At 59.4% G+C, this 17,846-nt stretch carries 13 protein-coding genes; 9 read left to right on the forward strand and 4 right to left on the reverse strand.

Going from position 1 to position 17,846, the window contains the following annotated elements:
- Positions 1–152: 152 nt before the first annotated feature.
- From AC1D1N_RS23640 to AC1D1N_RS23665, 6 genes are all read left to right on the forward strand, one after another.
- Positions 153–1,592: a PAS domain-containing sensor histidine kinase gene (locus AC1D1N_RS23640; RefSeq protein ID WP_436258330.1), complete on the forward strand. Its 1,440-nt coding sequence runs from the start codon at positions 153–155 to the stop codon at positions 1,590–1,592.
- Positions 1,589–2,257, forward strand: a complete 669-nt coding sequence (locus tag AC1D1N_RS23645) for a response regulator transcription factor (RefSeq protein WP_112563194.1) — start codon at positions 1,589–1,591, stop codon at positions 2,255–2,257. Before AC1D1N_RS23640 ends, AC1D1N_RS23645 begins: the two co-directional genes overlap by 4 nt.
- Before the next feature lie 117 nt (positions 2,258–2,374).
- Positions 2,375–2,749, forward strand: coding sequence for a response regulator transcription factor (locus tag AC1D1N_RS23650; RefSeq protein WP_436258331.1), 375 nt, complete (start codon positions 2,375–2,377; stop codon positions 2,747–2,749).
- Positions 2,750–2,886: 137 nt separating this feature from the next.
- Positions 2,887–3,783 (forward strand): RNA polymerase sigma factor RpoH, encoded by an 897-nt coding sequence (gene rpoH / locus AC1D1N_RS23655; RefSeq protein ID WP_436261904.1) that lies wholly within the window; start codon positions 2,887–2,889, stop codon positions 3,781–3,783.
- Between the two features lie 332 nt (positions 3,784–4,115).
- Complete coding sequence (locus tag AC1D1N_RS23660) at positions 4,116–4,544, forward strand: hypothetical protein (RefSeq protein WP_436258332.1); 429 nt, start codon at positions 4,116–4,118, stop codon at positions 4,542–4,544.
- A gap of 262 nt (positions 4,545–4,806) precedes the next feature.
- Positions 4,807–5,112, forward strand: coding sequence for a hypothetical protein (locus tag AC1D1N_RS23665; protein ID WP_436258333.1), 306 nt, complete (start codon positions 4,807–4,809; stop codon positions 5,110–5,112).
- 292 nt (positions 5,113–5,404) lie between these two features.
- Here AC1D1N_RS23665 and AC1D1N_RS23670 read toward each other — a convergent pair whose 3' ends face one another.
- The 4 genes from AC1D1N_RS23670 to AC1D1N_RS23685 form a co-directional block, all read right to left on the reverse strand.
- Positions 5,405–6,904 (reverse strand): efflux transporter outer membrane subunit, encoded by a 1,500-nt coding sequence (locus AC1D1N_RS23670; protein ID WP_477351395.1) that lies wholly within the window; start codon positions 6,902–6,904, stop codon positions 5,405–5,407.
- A 41-nt stretch (positions 6,905–6,945) separates the two neighbouring features.
- Positions 6,946–8,532 carry a DHA2 family efflux MFS transporter permease subunit gene (locus AC1D1N_RS23675; RefSeq protein WP_477351397.1) on the reverse strand — a complete coding sequence of 529 codons (1,587 nt, stop codon included), beginning with the start codon at positions 8,530–8,532 and terminating at the stop codon, positions 6,946–6,948.
- Positions 8,529–9,827, reverse strand: a complete 1,299-nt coding sequence (locus tag AC1D1N_RS23680) for an HlyD family secretion protein (RefSeq protein ID WP_477351399.1) — start codon at positions 9,825–9,827, stop codon at positions 8,529–8,531. The genes AC1D1N_RS23675 and AC1D1N_RS23680 overlap by 4 nt, the downstream gene beginning before the upstream one ends.
- A gap of 480 nt (positions 9,828–10,307) precedes the next feature.
- Positions 10,308–11,045, reverse strand: coding sequence for a hypothetical protein (locus AC1D1N_RS23685; protein ID WP_477351401.1), 738 nt, complete (start codon positions 11,043–11,045; stop codon positions 10,308–10,310).
- 126 nt (positions 11,046–11,171) lie between these two features.
- Between AC1D1N_RS23685 and AC1D1N_RS23690 the strand changes: the two genes are divergently transcribed.
- The 3 genes from AC1D1N_RS23690 to AC1D1N_RS23700 all read left to right on the forward strand — a co-directional run bounded on the left by AC1D1N_RS23690 (position 11,172) and on the right by AC1D1N_RS23700 (position 17,736).
- Positions 11,172–12,344, forward strand: coding sequence for an efflux RND transporter periplasmic adaptor subunit (locus AC1D1N_RS23690; protein ID WP_112563180.1), 1,173 nt, complete (start codon positions 11,172–11,174; stop codon positions 12,342–12,344).
- Positions 12,341–15,481 (forward strand): efflux RND transporter permease subunit, encoded by a 3,141-nt coding sequence (locus AC1D1N_RS23695; RefSeq protein ID WP_477351403.1) that lies wholly within the window; start codon positions 12,341–12,343, stop codon positions 15,479–15,481. The genes AC1D1N_RS23690 and AC1D1N_RS23695 overlap by 4 nt, the downstream gene beginning before the upstream one ends.
- Positions 15,482–16,833: 1,352 nt before the next feature.
- Positions 16,834–17,736, forward strand: coding sequence for a hypothetical protein (locus AC1D1N_RS23700; RefSeq protein WP_477351405.1), 903 nt, complete (start codon positions 16,834–16,836; stop codon positions 17,734–17,736).
- The last annotated feature ends 110 nt before the right edge of the window (positions 17,737–17,846 follow it).

Consider the following 17,846-nt stretch of genomic DNA (forward strand, 5'->3'; position numbering starts at 1 on the left):
GCGACGAGGCGTTGCAGTGACAAAGGTGCAATCAGGCACCGACGACCGCAATTTCGAACAAGCAGAAAGGATTCTGTTGCCTAGGTTGAACGTTGCGCCACGGAGAGTCGATCAGCAGCGCAAGCGTCGACCAGGAATTGAGCAGAGACCTTATGCGGCACAGACTATCTCCGCCAGCATCCGGCAATTCGTGGCTGGTGGCGCTTCTAGCCATCCTTCTGGCGGCCGGGATATTCGTTGTCGATACGATTGATCCATTTTCTGGAGCTGTCGCGGTCCTCTATGTAGTCGTTATTCTACTCGCAGGTGCTGTCTTCCGCAGGCGCGGCATCGTCTTGTGTTCATTCGCCTGTGTAGCGCTCACCTCGGTGAGCTTCTGGCTTGTTCACGGAGAAGAAGCCAGTGGAGGCGCGCTCAGCCGCTGCCTCATGAGCATCGCGGCCATCGCCATTACCACCCTACTTGTCCTTAAAAACCAGTCGACCTCGACCGAGCTGTCTGAAAAGGCCCAACTGCTCGATTTGACGCATGATGCGATTTTCGTACGCAGCATGGACGGAACGATCGCTTACTGGAATCGTGGCGCTGAAGTCATTTACGGCTGGTCCGCCGAACACGCGGTGGGAAAGTCCACCCATCGGCTCCTGCAGACAGTCTTTCCAACCAGCCTGAACGAGATCAATCGGGAACTGCTCAGCTCCGACCGCTGGGAAGGTGAACTCGTGCACACGAAGCGGGACGGAGCCGTCGTTGTCGTTTCCAGCCGTTGGTCGCTGAAGAAGGATGCCGACGGCAAACCGTTGGCGGTTCTCGAAACGAATACGGACATATCGCAGCGCAGGCGTGCCGAAACCGAGGTCCTGAAGGCCCAGGCCGAACTCGCCCATGTGACACGCCTCACCACATTGGGTGAATTGACGGCCTCGATCGCGCACGAGGTGAACCAGCCGCTTGCCGGCATCGTTATGAACGGCGAGGCGTGCCTACGATGGATCGATCGGGACAAGCCCGATCTGGATGAGGTCCGCAGCGCGGTCAAGCGGAGCATCGCTGACGCCCAACGCGCCAGCGATATCGTCCATCGAATCCGGGCGCTGTCCAAAAAGGGCGACATCCAGATGGCCCTTGTCGACGTGAACGAGATCGTCAACGATTCCCTCGTGTTGGTGCGGCATGAGCTCGTTGCAAATCGCATCACCCTGAAACTGGATCTGGCCAGCCGGCCGCTGCCCGCACTTGGCGACCGTATCCAGCTTCAACAGGTCCTGATCAATCTGCTGATCAACGGGATTCAGGCAATGGCCTCCAGTAACAGCGACTTCCGCGAAATTCTCGTTACGACGTCGATCGATGAATCGAGCCAGGCAAATGTGAGAGTCCAGGATTCCGGACCAGGCATCGATCCCGACGGTGCGCGGCAGTTGTTCAAGGCCTTCTTCACCACCAAGGCGGATGGAATAGGCATGGGGCTGTCGATCTGCCGATCGATCGTTGAGTCGCATGGGGGCGATGTATGGATCGTGCCCAATCCGGGCGGTGGCGCGATATTCCAATTTTCCCTGCCACGCGTCGAAAAGGATGCCGGGTCATGATCCGACGCCCCGTCTCTCCCTCCCAGTCACAAGGCAACAACGGCGCCGTGCCTCCAACTGTTCTGGTCGTGGACGACGATCCGTCGCTACGTGAAGCTTTAAGCAGCCTCTTCCGGTCAGTTGGTACGCGCGTCGAGCTTTTCGGTTCTGCTCCCGAACTGCTGAACAGTCGGCTTCCCGACGGTCCAAGCTGCCTTGTGCTCGATATCAGGCTGCCGGAGGTGAGCGGACTCGAATTTCAAACGCAGTTGAGCAAGGCAGGCATTCACCTGCCGATCATTTTCATGACCGGACATGGCGACATTCCGATGTCGGTGCGCGCCATGAAGGCCGGCGCTGTCGATTTCCTCACCAAGCCCTTCCGAGATCAGGATATTCTGGATGCAGTCGCCGGCGCTCTGGAGCGCGACAGGCAGCGGCGAGAGAGAGATCGGGCGCTGTCGGAGCTGCAGAGCCTTCTGCGCACCCTGACCCCTCGGGAGCGCGAGGTGATGGCATTTGTCGCGACTGGATTGATGAACAAGCAAATCGCCGGCGAGATGCAACTCAGTGAAATCACGGTAAAAATCCACCGCGGGCGCCTGATGAAGAAAATGGGCGCCAGAACTCTAGCCGACCTGGTCAAGATGGCCGGCGCCCTGGGGATAGACGCTCCCGGGAAATAACTTTGTTACACCTCTGTATAACTTTCGCTTCCACGGGCACGGGCGCAATATCTCGCCGAGAAACAGTCGTTGAAACAGCAATGCTTGGGTCATCGGCAAGCACGGAGGAATAGTGAATTGACCCGTAACGCGATGATCTCGATCATCGACGACGATGAGTCCGTTCGACTTGCAACCGCAAGCCTCGTTAGATCGTTAGGTTTCGTCGCATTTGCATTCGAATCGGCCGAGGATTTCCTGAGATCATCTAGTCTGGAAGATACGTCATGCTTGATCTGCGATATCCAGATGCCCGGAATGACAGGAATAGAGCTGCAGGATCATTTGATCGAACATGGCTATCATATACCGACCATTTTGATCACCGCCTTTCCCGAGGAGCGTATCCGCAAACGCGCTCGGGAAACGGGCGCTATCGGCTTCTTCCGCAAGCCGTTGGATAGCCAGGCCATGATCAGCTGTATCGATTCTGTGCTTCATGGCACGCGCTAGCGGCACCTGGGTGCACCTTCGCCCTTCAAGCGAAGAGCGCGGCAAACAGCGGCAGAGTCAAACAGAGAAGCCAACATCGAAGGTCTATGGGCGTCGAGAAACAACTGATCTCCTGCGACGTAGGCAAGGAGTGCTTCATGGCACGCGCAGCAATAACAAATTTTTCGAGCGAAAGCGGGCTTCACCGTTATCTCGACGCGGTCAAACATTTCCCCATGCTGACGCCAGCGCAGGAACAAACGCTGGCGAAACGCTGGCGCGAGGACAACGATGCAGAGGCCGCTCACCAGCTGGTGGTGTCGCATCTTCGCCTCGTTGCCAAGGTTGCCATGCGCTATCGCGGATACGGGCTGCCGATGTCGGAGGTCATATCAGAGGGCAACATCGGTCTGATCAAGGCGGTCAATCGCTTCGAACCGGAGCGCGGCTTTCGTTTGGCGACCTATGCGATCTGGTGGATCAAGGCGTCCATTCGAGAATATGTCCTGCGCTCCTGGTCGCTGGTGAAGATCGGTACGACGCCCAATCAAAGAAAGTTGTTCTTCAATTTGCGGCGGCTCAAGGCTCGCCTATCGGCGCTGGACGACGGTGACCTGCATCCAGACCAGGTGGAACTCATTGCAAGCGACCTTGGCGTGACGGAGAAGGACGTTGTCTACATGAACAGCCGTATGGGCGGTGACACGTCGCTCAACGCGCCCCTGCGAGGTCTGCCCGAAAGCGAATGGCAAGATCTGCTGGTCGAGAGCGAGGACAACCAGGAATACAGGCTTGTTCAGTTCGAGGAAGCCTCCAACCGGCGCAAGGCGCTCTTCGACTCGCTGGGCGTGCTCAACGCACGCGAACGGCGTATCCTCGAGGCGCGCCGGCTTGCGGATGACCCGAGGAGTTTGGCGGATCTCTCCAACGAATTCGGCGTTTCGCGCGAGCGTGTGCGCCAGATTGAGATGCGCGCCTTCGAAAAACTGCAAAATGCAGTGAAGGTTGTCTATGCCAAACGGGATGAAATCCAGGCCGTTGTCAGTGCGGAGTAGATGGACGACGGTGCCGAATGACAGGACGGTCGGACCGGAGCGCAAATCGGCGCTGAGCAATATGGTGGCGCCCGGTTGGGGCTCCGACCGCCTGTGGGGGCTGTCACGACATGACCCGCAATCGCGGAGTTGGGTACTTCGCACCTGCCAAGATCGAAGCGCTGCCCGCCCATAGGGCGAATTGCCGGCAGTGCCATTCGATCAAAAAGTAACGTGTGTAGCTATTAGATATATATGCACCAAACAAGGGTATTATACTGAGAAATACCTCCTGTACCTACATTAAATGTAGCTTTCGAAGACTTTGAAAGCTTAAACTACAGGAGTGTATTATGAGAAAGATAACAGCAGCCTTGGCGACGATTGCTCTGGGCGCAATGCTGGCAACCGGCTCGGCGACGATGTCGATGGCGCACGGCGGTGGCGGTGGCGGTGGTCACGGCGGCGGCTTTGGCGGTGGCGGCTTCGGCGGTGGCGGCCATTCCGCAAGCATGGGTGGCGGCGGCCATTTCGGTGGCTTTGGCGGCGGCCATTTTGGCGGCGGCGGCTTTGGTGGTGAGCACGGCGTAGGCATCGCCGGTGGCGGTCGTATCGCAGGCTTGGGCGGTGAGGCGCATGTCCATGGCGTCCATGTCCGCGACGGTCACAGGTTCAGAAGGGGCCGCGGTTTCGGCAGCGACTATTATGACGACGGCTACTGCGGTTACCCGTATCCGTATCCATACGAAGGATATCTCGGCCTTTACCCATACTGTCCGTGATCCACCACGGCCTCTTCGAATCCGGACCCCACGAGTGGGGGCCGGATTCGAACACCTAAGGACTTTGCCTGGCACGTCTACCGAACTGCGGCCCGGCTGGAATTCGTTTCGTACTGCCGATGCCGTCGTGCACCCAACGAGTCATAGTCATAGATGATGATATATCTATGTCAAATATAGGAGCTATTTCGAGAATGAAATACATGACTAATATAAGTACTGTTCAACCAATCTTGGAATTCTCAATTTGCAGGAGCGTATCGTGAGAAAATCAGCGACAACATTGGCGAAGATTACTTTGGGCGTGATGCTGGCGACCGGCACGGCGACGGTCTCCATGGCGCGCGGCACCGGCAGCGATGGTCATGCCGTAGACTTTGGCGACTTAAGCAGCGGCGCCATTGGCAACCGCCAGCATCAACACCCGCACCACAAGGTCGTTTTTAGCGATGGGGAATATCACTTTCAGCCTTGGTGGAACTACGACACCGATGCTGCTTACTGCTCGTTTGATGCCGTAAATCAGAGTTACGACGGGCCCAGTGGAATGTGGCACTCTTGCCCGTGATCCAACCTCGCCGACCCGGGCGATTCGGATCGAAGTGGTTTCCCCCGATGGCGGCGCAATCCCCATGGGGCAACGGTCAAGTCCGCCGAGAGGCGGTTTGACCGATTTTTCCAAAGCCGTAATGAGACCCAGGAAGTGATCTAAAGCGCGTCGCGTTTGAACGGATTCATGCGACGCGCCTTAAGTTCTTGTTTTCATGCATGTCGTTATCGCAAAACCGCTGCGCACTTTTGCGCGACATGCATTAGCGCCGGCTTCCAGCACCTGCGTGCCACAACAAACCTCGGCATGGTCATGTCGGTTTCCTTGCCTTCGAAGGTCGTTGAGCGTTGATCGGAGGCTCGGGCGGCGCGTCCGGATACGTCAATTCCCACCCGCCACCGAGCGCTTTGTACAATTGGACGAGGTCGATCGAGATGTCGGTCGTGCTCTGTGCGTGAGCCTGTTCGGCTTGCAGCAATGTGCGTGCGGTGTCGAGCACGGTGGTGAACTCGGTCACTCCGTCATTGTAGCGGTCACGAGCCAGCGACAAGGCCTGTCGCAGATGCTCGACTTGCCTGGCCAGTCGGGCGCGTCGCTGCCGTTCGGTGCGATAGTCGATGAGGGCATCGACAACTTCGTGCCAGGCTCGCAGCACCGTCCTGTGGTAGGCGATCGCCGCCTCGACCTGCTGGGCCTTGCGAAGCTCCAGTGTCGCCTTCAGCCGGCCACCCTGGAAAACCGGTATCGAAATGCTCGGACCGAGGTTGGTTGTGATCGCCCTGGCCGTCAACAGGCTGCCGACCTTGAGGGCGTCAAGGCCCACCGATCCATTCAACTGGATGGATGGATAGAATTCGGCCACTGCCACGCCGATGTCGGCGGTGGCCGCGTGAAGCTGCGCTTCCGCGGCGCGAATGTCCGGGCGCCGCCGCGCGAGATCTGAAGGAATGCCGGCCGGAAACCGGGCAGGCATCGGAACCACCTGTTTGCCCGTGGCGAGTTCGCCGCGCAGTGCATCGGGCGGCAGGTCGAGCAGAAAGCTCACGGCGTTGATCTGCTGCGCTTCCTGTTGTTGCAGACCGGGCAACTGGGCACGGATGGCTTCGACCTGCGCGGCGGCGTTCTCGACATCCAGACTGGTGGTCAAGCCTTTCCGCTGGCGCGTTTGCGTCAACTGCAAAATGTCCTGCTGGATCTTCAGATTGTGATTGGCGATCCTGATCAGGCTTTGCGTGCCGCGCAGCTGGATATAGTCGCGTGCGATTTCAGCGAGGCTCGAGACGAGTGCGTCACGCCGCTGTTCCTCGGAAGACTGAACTTGCGCATCCGCCGCTTCGACCTGGCGGCGGACATGCCCCCAAAGATCGAGTTCCCACGAAGCATCGAAACCGCCAGTAAACAGATCGGCCGGCTTTGCGGAAGAAATGCTCGGCGAACCAAGGAGACCATCGATCAGGCTGCCTTTGGCGCTCACATCGCTAAGATTCTGATGTTGATATCTGGCGCTGCCATTGAGGCCAGGCAGTTGAGCGGAGGCCACGGCAGCGCGCTGAAAACGGCTTTCCGCGAGCCGGACGGTCGCGGTCTTCACATCGAGGTTGGCGTCGGCGACGCGCTGTATGAGCGAGGTAAGGGTCGCGTCTCGAAAGGCCTGCCACCAAGCAGGGTCGACCGGCTCGGGAACCGTCGCGCCGGACCCCTCGGAGGCCACCGGCGCGGCTGCCGCGCCGTCCGCAAACCAGCGTTTCGGCAGGCCCGGATCAGGCCGAACGAAATCCGGTCCGACAGTGCAACCTGCCAGCGCGAACATGACTGAAATCGCTGCAACAGCGTGCAAATTTTGGCCCATGATCAATCCGCGTGGCTGGCGCCCTCGCCATCGGCAGCCTTCTTGCCGGAGAGCAGGAGGCAAAAGGGAACGGCGAGGAAGGCGACAAAGGAGAAGAACAGAAAGACGTCCGAATAGGCGAGGACGGCAACTTGCGTCTGGAAGACCTGGTAGACCTTTCCAACCGCCATTCCATGGACCGATCCCGCAGCATGGCCCGTCGCCGTCAACGCACGTTCGTATTGATCAACCAGCGCGTCGTAGGGTTGATGAAAGGGAGAGGCCCATTCCGACAGATAGGATTGCCGGATCTGGCTCCGCTCGGTGACGAGCGAGGTTGCGACGGAGATCCCTATCGAACCGGACACGTTGCGAACCATCGAGAAGAGGGCCGCCCCGTCGCCGCTCAGTTCGCGTGGCAAGCTGAGATAGGTGGTCGTACTGATGGGCACGAACAGAAATGCCAGCGCGGCCGCCTGCAAGCTGCGCATCAGCACGAGTGTCGGGAAATCGATGTTCGGCGCCAGATGGCTCGAGAAGAAGAGCGCAAAGCCCATCACCAAAAAACCGGCCGCCAGGACGAACCGCGTCTGGACGATTGTCATGAGGCGTCCAACCAATGGAATAAGGATGATGACGATGATGCCGCCTGGAGAAAGAATGAGCCCCGCCCAGGTTGCGGTATAGCCAAGAACCTGTTGCGCGAGCTGCGGGATGACGACGGCGCTCGCGTAGAGGATACTGCCCATCGCCGCGATCATTGCGCAGCCGGCGGTGAAATTCCTGTCCTTGAACACGTCGAGATTGACGATCGGTTTCTTGGCAATCAGCAGCCAGCCGATCGCGCCCGCGATTCCCAGGAAAGCGAGCAGCGCCATCAACACGATGAAGGGCGAACCGAACCAATCGTCGTCCGTGCCGCGATCCATCATGATCAGCAGGCATCCGAGACCAAGCGTGATGAGCGACAGGCCAATGTAGTCGAGCCCCCGGCTCTTCCTGTTCTTCACCCAAGGCGGATCCTCGACTAGGATCGCATTTAAGAAAACCGCGAGGATGCCCACGGGTATGTTGATGAAGAAGATCCAGCGCCAGGTCGACTGATCGGTGATGATGCCGCCCAGCGTCGGGCCGAGAACCGGTGCGACGATCGTAGCGATCGCCGTCACGCCGAATGCGGCCGCGCGCCTGGCCGGCGGGAACGTGTCCAGGATGATCGACTGCTGGTTCGGTTGCAGGCCGCCGCCAAAGAAACCCTGCAGCAGCCGGAAGACGATCAGTTCGCCCAGACTGGTCGACGTCCCGCACAAGAACGAGAAGACCGTGAACATGGTGATGCAGATCAGGAAATAGCGCTTGCGCCCGAAGAGATCGCTCAGCCAGCCGGAAATGGTCAGCACGATTCCGTTTGCCACCAGGTAGGAGGTGAGCGCCCAGGTCGCCTCGTCATTGCTCGCCGACAGACTGCCGGCAATATGGGGCAAGGCAACATTGACGATCGTCGTGTCGAGGACTTCCATGAAGGCGGCAAGGGTCACCGAGACCGCGATGAGCCAGGGATTGTAGCGGGGCTTCCAGGTCGCGCCGGCCTCGGCTGAAGCGCTGCTCATCGAACCGATACCGTTGGAACCACCGATATGCCGAGCGGCAGCGGAACCTTGGGATCGAGCCCGCTGTCGATGACAATCTTGACCGGCACGCGTTGGACGATCTTTACGAAATTGCCGGTGGCGTTTTCGGGTGGGAAGGCGGTGAACTTCGAGCCGGACCCCATCTGGACACTGTCGACATGGCCATGCAGGTCGAGCCGAGGATAGGCATCCACGTCGATCCTTACGTTCTGGCCGGGCCGCAGGCCGTCAAGCTGGTTTTCCTTGAAGTTGGCCGTGATCCAAACGTTCGGCGGAACGATCGAGAAAATCTGCTGTCCAGGCGTGACGTAGTTGCCCATTTCCACGTTGCGCCGGGTTATCCAGCCATCCTGCGGTGCCGTCACGACCGTCCAGGAGAGGTTGAGTTCGGCTTGATCAAGCTGCGCTTGAGCCTGTTCGATTTGACCGTTCAACTGTTCGACCTGCGCGTCGCTCTGGCCGATGTGCTGCTCGACCGGTGAACTTAGCTGAACCTGGGCTTCGGCTTGCATGACTTGCGCTTTGCTTTGGCGCAGCGCCGCCAACGCGGCATCGACCTCCTGCTGCGTTGTCGCGGCTTTCGGCAGCGTGCTCTGCCGGTCATAGTCGGCCTGAGCCTTTGTCAAATTGGCCTGTGCCGTCAGCAGTTGTGCCTGGGCCTGTTGGAACAGGGCGGGGAAATTCCTGCGAGCGATCACGGTCGCCAGCCGTTCTCCGGCAGCCTGCGCCTTGGCGCTGTCGAGGGTCCCCCGCGCCCGGTACCGCTCGCTCATGTAGGAGCGCGCATCGATATGGATCAGCGGATCGCCCCTGTGGACATATTGGTTGTCAGTCACATCCAGCGACACGACGAGGCCCGAAACCTGCGGCGCGATGGTGACAACCCGCCCATCGACATAGGCGTCATCCGTGCTCACCAGGTTGAGGTTCGCGTACCAGTAGTAGGACCCGCCGAGGACAAGAGCAGCCAGGACAATGAAGCCGACGATGAAGACCGCTGGCCGGCGGTTTCGGTGTCCATTATCTGAACCGCCTGGTCCGCGCACATGCTCGTTTGCGACGGTCGCCTCGGGGTGCTCGTCCGCGGGCAGCGGGCCTCCAGAAGCTTGTTGGCCATGATCGCCTTCACCAGGGCGGCTATCGGCGGTTATGGAGATAGTGCGCTTCGGAATGCGAGCGATCGCAAATGTCTCGCCGATAGGGGCGCTTGCCGGCGGCTTCCTGGACCCGCCACTGGCCTGACGAAGTACACTGATCCTGACGGTCTGGGACATCGGGCGCCTCTCTCATGCGAACTGACCTGAGACGTTTCCCGATGTTGACGATTTCGCCTGTAGCGACCGCTATCGGCTCGCGAGCCGCTCACAGGCTTCGGCGGAAGCCAGCTTGCCGCCCAGGAACCAGCGGTCACGGGCTCGTTTCGACCCATGCGTTATTCGGGCAATTGGCTGTCTCTCCTTCCGTTTAGATTAGAGTGTTGGCGATCACGCGATCCATCCCACAAAGGTATACGAGAGCGCTGCATAAGTCTGAATGGCTCATACATTGGTTTGTAGCGGAGACTTCACCTTGCGGATGCGGTTCCCGGGCGCGCCAACACGAAACCGCTACCGAACAACGAAGGTTGACTCGCATCGTTGCACTTCACTGGAAGTGCCTCCCGGATTTTCCTCGGCCTGGTCGCTGGACAATCCAATGACGAGAAGCCGTCAAATGCGCGGGGTCGGCGTGCGAATAGGGAAATCCAGCCGCCTTTACGGAAGAGCGCTTCCCCTCCATCTGGCATCCTCTGCGATCTGACCGGACGAAATGCGTTCGAACGGCCCAATGACGTTCCTTTGCGCATGCCGCACCCGGACACACGAAACGACGGTAGTTCCAATGCGAAATGACAATGATGTTGCGACGCCAATCTTGCTGACCGCAATTGTGATCGCTCTGTTGTTCAGCGGGCCGAGCCTGGCGCAAGTCAGCACGCCCGCAACAGGAATGACTTCACCCCTCTCTGCAGTCGGTTCGCCCCTCAATCCGGTTGGTATTCCTCTGGGCGCGGTCGAACTCGATCCCGGTGGCTTGACCGCGCCTGGCTCGCCAACGACATCCGGCTCCATAGGCACGAGCAACCCCGGGTGTACCAATGTCCTGGCGCCTGGTGCTCTGGCCTCGCCTTCCGAAGTTGCCGGAACGACCTCCGCCCTCTCCACTTTCGATGGCGGAGGCGTTGACGGAACCACAACCATGAGCGGGACGTCTGTGAACCCGATGCCTTCAACAGCATTGGGCACCTGCAGCACGACGGCGTCGAGCGTGTCGCCTTCCGGTACCACATCGATCCTGTCCACCACCACTGGCACATCGTCCGGGACATCGTCCACGGGTCTTGGGACGCCGGCTGGGATTCCGCTTGGATCTTGGGAACTCAGCAATTTGGGCGTGAGCCCGATAATTAGCATTCCAACACCCGATTTAGCCGATCCGGTGACAAGTCCCATGGTGGCGGTTCCGACACTCGATGCACCGGGCACGTCCTGCGGGAACACCGATGTGACAGGCATGAGCAGCACATCCGGTTGCTGAAGAAGCGATCCCTTAAGAGCTGTCTTTGTTAGGAGCCCTCGATGCGCAAGCGACCTGTCATTGTTGCCGCGCTGCTGATCTTGATCGGCGGCGTTGGGTTTGCAGCCAAGCATGTCTACGATCCTTCCGAACCTGCGGCGGCCTCTGTTCCTGCGCCGGCGGTTCCGGTCGTTGCCGCAAAAGTGGCCAGTCACGACGTGCCGATCTACCTTCGCGGAGTAGGAACGGTGATCGCCTACAACAACGTGGTGGTGCACAGCCTGATTTCAGGACCGATTACGAAGATCGCATTCACGCAAGGTCAGACAGTGAAAAAGGGCGATCTGCTGGCACAGATCGACCCTGATCCCTATCAGGCACAAATCGATCAGATTACCGCGACCCGCGATCGCGACCAGGCGCAACTCGTCAATGCGCAGGCAAATCTGGACCGCTACACGCCACTGCTGGCGAAAGGCTTTGCCACTTCCCAGCTGGTGGCCACGCAGAAGGCTCAGGTCATCCAGCTCCAGGCGACAATCAAGGCAGACGAGGCTCTGTTACAGGCCGCTCAGATCAATCTCAGCTACACCCGTCTGACCTCGCCGATCGACGGTGTAACGGGTATCCGGCAGATCGACGAAGGCAACATCATTCATCCGACCGATACTTTTGGTCTGGTCGACGTTGCGCAGATCCAACCGATCTCGTTGATCTTTACGCTGCCCGAGGAAACCCTCCCTCAAATCCAGCAGCAGATGACCAAGGGGCCGCTTACGGTCTTCGCGTACAGCCAGGACGACAAGACCAAGCTCGACGAAGGCAAACTCCTGCTTGTCGACAACCAGATCGTCCAGACGACGGGTACGATCCGCCTCCGGGCCACGTTTCCGAACGCCGGGAAGCAACTCTGGCCGGGTGCGCTCGTGAATGCGCGTTTGCTTCTTGATACCCGCTCTGGGGGGCTGACGATCGCCGGCTCGGCGGTACAGCAAGGTCCGAACGGTCCCTATGTCTACGTGATCGCACCTGATGGAACCGCGCAGATGCGGCCTGTCACTGTCGCTCAGTTGACCGGGGGACAAGCTCTCATCGATTCCGGTCTCAAGGCGAACGAAACTGTCGTGGTCGACGGACAGTACAGGCTCGCGGAGGGTACCCCCGTCCAAGTGCTGCAGGGCAAGGCCGCCGATGAGGCCGCCTTGCAAAGCGCAGTGCAGCAAGCGATCCCGTGAACATCTCGGCCCCTTTCATTCACCGGCCGATCGCGACAGGCCTGCTGATGGTGGGCCTGCTGCTGTGCGGGCTCGCTACCTATCAGCTTCTGCCGGTCGCATCCCTGCCAAACGTCAACTTTCCCACGATTCAGGTATCAGCGCAGTTGCCCGGCGCCGATCCCGAAACCATGGCGTCGTCGGTAGCTACCCCGCTTGAGCAACAGATAAGCCAACTCCCCGGCGTGACCCAGTTGACTTCGACCAGCGCGCTTGGCAGCACACAGCTCACCGTTCAGTTCGACCTCAACCGGAGCGTCGACAGTGCAGCGGTTGACGTGCTGTCGGCGATCAATGCCGCCAGCCCCGATCTGCCGCTGGGCATCCCCTATCCGCCGACCATCCGCAAGGTTAATCCGGCGGATACGCCGATCCTGGTGCTCGCGCTGACATCCGATACCTTGCCGCTGACGACGGTCGATGCCTATGCGGAAAACATCCTGCTGCCGAAGATCTCGCAAATCTCCGGCGTCGGTCTTGTCGGCATCGGCGGCCAGCAGAAGCCGGCGATCCGTGTGCAGATCAATCCGCAGGCGGCCGCGGCCCGCGGCATTGGGCTTGAAGATGTTCGCAACGTGCTCGGCGAGGCCAATGTTGATATTGCAAAGGGCACGCTCAATAGCCCGCGTCAAACCTTCACGCTCAACACCAACGATCAACTGCTCAAACCTGACCCCTACAATGATATTATCGTCGCCTATCGCAATGGCTCGCCTGTCCGCATCCGCGACATCGGCGTCGCGATCGACGGGCCGGAGAACCACTTTGTAGCCGCTTGGTTCGACAAGAAGCCCGCTATCTTGCTGGCCATCCGGCGCCTGCCCGGTGCCAATGTGATCGAGACGGTCGGCCGCATCCAGGCTCTGTTGCCCCAACTACAGGCTTCGATCCCGCCCGGCGTCAAGGTATCGGTCGTTTCAGACCGCACACAAACCATCCGTGCCTCGGTCGCGGACGTTCAGTTCACGTTGATGCTGACCGTCGCTCTGGTGGTGATGGTGATCTTCCTGTTCCTGCGCAATTTCTGGGCCACAGTCATTCCCGCAGTAACCGTGCCCCTTTCGCTCGTCGGCACCTTTGCCGTGCTCTATGCGCTTGGTTACAGCCTCGATAATCTGTCGCTCATGGCCTTGTCGATCGCGGTCGGCTTCGTCGTCGACGATGCGGTCGTGGTGATCGAGAACATCGTCCGCCACGTCGAAGAGGGCCTCACCCCGATGCAGGCTGCGCTAAAGGGCTCGGGCGAAATCGGCTTCACCATCGTTTCGATTACGCTGTCGCTCATCGCGGTGTTCATTCCACTATTTCTGATGGGGGGCTATGTCGGCGAACTCTTCCAGGAGTTCGCCGTGACGGTGAGCGTTTCACTGATCCTGTCGTTGGTGATATCGCTGACGCTGACACCAATGATGTGCGCTCATCTGCTCAAGAATAAAGCCGATGTCAGGCATGGGCGGCTGTATACTATCTGCGAAAGCGGCTTCGATGCGCTGCTTGGATTGTATGAACGGGGTCTAAAGATCGTGCTGCGGCACACTTTGGTTGTGCTGCTCGCCATGCTCGGAACGATTGCCGTCACCGGCTATCTCTATGTTGTCATCCCGAAGGGCTTTTTCCCGCAACAAGACACCGGCCTGATTATCGGCGTCACCGAGGCCGACCAGGATATCTCGTTCCCGGCCATGGCCGAACGCCAGCAGGCGATAACCGACACTGTGCTGAAGGATCCGGCGGTAGCTTCGGTCGGAGCCTCGATAGGAGCAACTGGCGGGAGCACGCTCAATCGAGGGACGATGTACATCGCCTTGAAGCCCAACAACCAGCGTGACGTCAGCGCCGATCAGGTGATCAGCCGGCTGTCATCCCAACTCGCCAGAACCCAAGGCATAGCGCTTTACATGCAAGCGGCGCAGGACATCACTGTCGGCGGTCGCGTTTCGAAGACGCAGTATCAATATACTCTGGCCGATGCCGATTCCAACGAGCTCAACCATTGGGCGCCGATCTTCCTCGACAAGCTTAAAAGCATGCCGGGAATCGTCGACGTCGCCACCGATCAGGAGAATGCCGGACCACTACTCGATGTGACCGTCAATCGCGAAGTCGCGTCGAGTTTCGGTATCCTTCCATCGACCATCGACAACACGCTCGATGATGCCTTCGGCCAGCGCATCGTCTCCACGATGTTTACCCAGCTCAACCAGTATCACGTCGTTCTCGAGGTCAGCCCGGAATTCCAGTACGGTCCCGAAGCGCTCAAGGATATCTATCTGAATTCCTCGACAGGGCAGCAGGTGCCGTTAAGCGCCCTGGTGACCAGCGTGACGAAGGCTGCGCCGATCGTGATCAATCATCAAGGCATGTTCCCGGCGGTCACGATCTCCTTCAATCTAAAACCGGGGGCGGCGCTCGGAAATGTGGTCGCCGCTATCCAGCAGTTCGAGCGCGATGCCGGAAAGCCGGCTTCGCTCGCAACCAGCTTCCAGGGCAATGCGCAGGCCTTTCAGTCGGCGCTGTCAGGCATGCCAATCCTGATCGGAGTGGCGCTTGTGGTGATCTACATCATCCTTGGAGTACTTTACGAGAGCCTGATCCATCCGATTACCATTCTGTCGACGCTGCCTTCAGCTGCTATCGGCGCCTTGTTGTTGCTGATGGCGGTGCATATGGACTTCAGCGTGATAGCGATGATCGGCGTTATCCTGCTGATCGGCATCGTCAAGAAGAACGGCATCATGCTTGTCGACTTTGCGCTCGAGGTCGAGAGGAACGAAGGCCTCAGTCCGCAGGAGTCGATCTACCGGGCTTGCACCATACGTTTCAGGCCGATCCTAATGACCACCATGGCGGCGCTTCTAGGCGGCGTGCCGATGATGCTGGGCACCGGCGCCGGATCGGAAATCCGCCAGCCGCTCGGCTACACGATCGTGGGTGGCTTGGTGCTGTCGCAAGTTCTCACGCTCTACACGACGCCGGTGGTCTACCTGTATCTTGAGCGGCTCGGCAAATTCCTGGGGGGCTTGCGAGGCGCAAAAACACCGCCTGTGGAACCCGAGCAGGGCGAACTCTTCTCCGAAACGACGCACACGGCCGGCTAGACCACGATCCCAGACAAGTGGGAACCGGTTTTAGGATAAGATCATGGTCAGACATTGAGATAGGGCCCGTCCCGATTCCATCGGGATGGAACAGGCTCCAGGCGCGATTGGTCGTGATTGCCTCGGTCATGTTCTCATGGATTGCACAGCGTCAAGTCGTTGCGCGCGATGCGGGGGCAGACCTGCGCGGCTCGTCCGGCCCGCCGACGCGAGACAGTATTATGAGCTTGGTTCGCGGCTCAGCGGGGAGGTTCAGGTCCCGTTGTTAGGGGGTATGAAGCAGTAGACGTTTTTCCCAGCCGCGCAAATGTGGGCTGTTTCGTTCCATGAGTAGGGATGTTCAGGCACCCTTCTGGACGGCTCGATCGGCGTCCATACTCCATTGAGTTTACCCCACCACTTTCCACCCTCGAACTTGGCGACCGTTGGCCGACAGTCGCCGCCGTGGCAGCACGAGCCACCCAGCGTGTTATGCATCCCCATGTAGATGTCGTGCCACTTCTCGTGCCCTTGGCCGTAGTTGCCCTCGGGAGGGCCAGCCGGGACGTGGGAGGTGTGGTCCTGAGCCAGTGCGGGGCTGGCCACCAGCAGGAAAACCAGTGGGCGGAAGTCCATCGCTCAACATCCTCCATTTGGTGTTGCGGGTTGTCTCGTCGAAACATTCCAGAGAGCAAAAGTAGTACTGGTGAGGTATTTTCACCTCATGCACGCAGCTTAGACATTTCATTCGTTGTTCCTTCCTTTTTGGAAGCATGCATAGATTTTGCCATAGACTTGAATCATCCATTGGTATGGCTGCGTAAGCAAATTGGTGAAATGGTTACTTATGGCGTCTTATCGAGCAGGCGTCGGACGAACATGCCCGGCAAGAACGGCGAACACACTCAGAGCCAAGCGCAATCAGCACCCGACGCCGGCTTTGCATGGAAGCCAAGCCAAGGAACGCAACGGGCGAAACTCGAACCAGAGCGGCGTTTGCGAAAGATATTTCCTTGCTCGAGCGCAACACTCGACGCTCGACCACGAGGATTTCAATGCATGGCGTCCAGGAAGTCGATGCGGCCCTACAAGTCCTCCGCCGGAGGATGGGCGTGCTGCGGGTGACCGCCCTCGCAGAACAGGGCATAGCAATGGCTGTCAGGCTCGGGTGCCCCGTACCGCTGGATTGCGGTCGGCATACGCGCCCCTGGCGGACGGTCCGATACATGAGGGGCCAAGTGGATGACCGTCCGCAATTCCTGCAGCGAGTGGATGCAGGCGAAACCCGTGGACGACGAAGCGCTCGGCATCGGCGCTTCGAGGTGATCAAGAGCGCCTGGCCTGAGGGGTGAATTTTTCGGTAGGAGAGTGGGATGGCTAACCGCGCCTGGCACCTGACGGTGCCCAGCTTCTTATTGGCTCTCATTGCAAGTTCGGAAGCCTCGGCGTCCTACGTTGGAGACCGCTTCTTTCCCTCTACCCTGGCGACCGTCGTTCCCACCCCGGCCGACTTCGTCAATTTTCCCCAATTGACGCAGTTGCCTGACACCGCCTCGCGCGAGGTCGACTTTCCTTTCTCCTACAGCAAGCTCATCACCCCGGATTGGTCGGTCTCGTTCACCGCGAACTACCGCATGATCGATCAGGGGAGCACACGGGCGGGCTTCGACAATCTGGTGCTTGGCACACAGTACGAACTCTATTCCAGCGCCGAGCATGAGTTCGTGCTCTCGGCAGGCGGCACGCTGGCGCTGGGCGGTACCGGGTCGTCCGACATTGCCAAGTCGTTCTCCACACTGACGCCGACCGTTTACGTGGGCAAGGGCTTCGGCGATCTGTCGGACTCGATGGCATGGCTGCGCCCGGTCAATGTCACCGCGACCCTCGGTGTCGCACTGCCAACCGAATCCACCACCGTGACCGGTGCCACCTCGGTCGACAACCCAGACATCCTGCAATGGGGCTTTGCCCTGGAATACAGCCTGCTCACCAATTCGCATTCCGTAGGCAAGGGGAATGCTCATCGCTTCGCCGAGGGTTTGGTGCCGCTGGTGGAATTTGCGATGCAGACGCCATTGGACGGGCCGTCGGCTGGAGAGACCACGGGCACGATCAATCCTGGCGTCATCTGGGTGGGCGAGTACGCTCAACTCGGGGTGGAGGCGATCATTCCGATCAATGAGAGTTCGGGGCGCGACATCGGCGTGCGCGCGCAGCTCCACTTCTATCTCGGCAACATCTTTTCGAACGCGATCGGAAAGCCGATCTTCGACTGACCGCGCCCCGCGTTGCGTATGAACATGACCAGGAACCCTCCCGGCTAGAAGCGAGGCCGCCATGCAAGGACCTCGGACCCATCGGTGAGAGTCGACGACGAGGAACGCCC

Source organism: Mesorhizobium sp. P2_B5 (genome assembly GCF_056404775.1).

Bases quoted from the DNA above. Each gene is read 5' to 3' on its own strand.
- AC1D1N_RS23675 (WP_477351397.1), bottom strand. From the start codon at position 8,532: ATGAGCAGCGCTTCAGCCGAGGCCGGCGCGACCTGGAAGCCCCGCTAC.
- AC1D1N_RS23640 (WP_436258330.1), top strand. From the start codon at position 153: ATGCGGCACAGACTATCTCCGCCAGCATCCGGCAATTCGTGGCTGGTG.
- rpoH (WP_436261904.1), top strand. From the start codon at position 2,887: ATGGCACGCGCAGCAATAACAAATTTTTCGAGCGAAAGCGGGCTTCAC.
- AC1D1N_RS23670 (WP_477351395.1), bottom strand. From the start codon at position 6,904: ATGTTCGCGCTGGCAGGTTGCACTGTCGGACCGGATTTCGTTCGGCCT.
- AC1D1N_RS23690 (WP_112563180.1), top strand. From the start codon at position 11,172: ATGCGCAAGCGACCTGTCATTGTTGCCGCGCTGCTGATCTTGATCGGC.
- AC1D1N_RS23700 (WP_477351405.1), top strand. From the start codon at position 16,834: ATGGCTAACCGCGCCTGGCACCTGACGGTGCCCAGCTTCTTATTGGCT.
- AC1D1N_RS23645 (WP_112563194.1), top strand. From the start codon at position 1,589: ATGATCCGACGCCCCGTCTCTCCCTCCCAGTCACAAGGCAACAACGGC.
- AC1D1N_RS23680 (WP_477351399.1), bottom strand. From the start codon at position 9,827: ATGTCCCAGACCGTCAGGATCAGTGTACTTCGTCAGGCCAGTGGCGGG.
- AC1D1N_RS23685 (WP_477351401.1), bottom strand. From the start codon at position 11,045: ATGGGACTTGTCACCGGATCGGCTAAATCGGGTGTTGGAATGCTAATT.
- AC1D1N_RS23660 (WP_436258332.1), top strand. From the start codon at position 4,116: ATGAGAAAGATAACAGCAGCCTTGGCGACGATTGCTCTGGGCGCAATG.